The sequence below is a fragment of the Nitrosomonas supralitoralis genome (genome assembly GCF_003011925.2).
Lineage (GTDB): Bacteria > Pseudomonadota > Gammaproteobacteria > Burkholderiales > Nitrosomonadaceae > Nitrosomonas > Nitrosomonas supralitoralis.
The window spans coordinates 1-959 of record NZ_PXXU01000162.1 but is presented as its reverse complement, the minus strand read 5'-3'; the positions used below and the strand labels follow the sequence as shown (position 1 = coordinate 959).

Annotated in this window: 1 pseudogene; it reads right to left on the bottom strand. The window is 41.4% G+C overall.

Features of this window, described 5'->3' with window-relative positions:
* Positions 1-279 precede the first annotated feature (279 nt).
* Positions 280-813 (bottom strand): annotated as a pseudogene (locus C7H79_RS19160) (transposase); the annotation flags it as partial.
* Between the last annotated feature and the right edge of the window lie 146 nt (positions 814-959).

Sequence of the window (959 nt, the reverse complement as noted above, 5' to 3'; positions counted from 1 at the left end):
ATTATTGAAACCAATAGTATGAACAATCGGCTTTGTTGAATAAATCATATAGCTCTAGACTATTTTGATTGATCTTCCAGATCTTTACCAACAGGTTATAACGCTTTCCTCTCTACTGTCATATAAACCAGAAATGATCATACATCTGTAGCTACGCGTTACTTTGAGAATTAGATTGATAACCTTAACCCACTACTGTCCCGCTAACTTTCAAAGCAGAGACATCTGACTATCAGAGACGTGATTAAGGATAGTCGGATCACCTCGCAATAAAGCCATCAGGTCACGTTTCCGATAAATACGGTAAACGCGTTTGTGATTCCAGGGAAACCCTTTTACATTGCGCAGATACAGAAAGCATAAAACAAGGCCCCAGTTTCTCTGGCTGTATGTCAACCGCAGCAGCAAATCAACGGTGATACGATTTATCATCGCTGAGGCTAGCTCTCAATAGCGATAGCAGGTTTCACTGATACCATAGATCCACAAAAACAAACGGACACTGATCTTTCTGTGATAATTGCCTGTTGGCCATATATGCCGCTGCAGGGGCGTTACCATTTATTTCAAGCACCTCCTGACGTAACCCGGATTTCAAAAGCTCTTCGGCATACATCTTTTTCAACCGGCGGTTTTTATCTTACAGTTCCTTAAGCTGAACTATCATGGAAGCATCCATACCGCCGTATTTGTTGCGTCATTTGTAAAACGTTGCATACTCATACCGTGTTCACGACACAGCTCAGGCACGCCTGACTCCGCCTGTTTGAGAATCGCCATGGCCTGGCTATCACTGAATTTCGATTTTTTGATTACAGAACCTACTGCTTATAAATTACAAGAAAATTCTACTTTTGATCACTACTGTCCCGTTAACATCTAATTGAAGCGGCCTGATTTGCCCTGAATTGGTATAATAAGTTTTCTCATAATTTGTTGAACCAGCATAGGAAACCAGG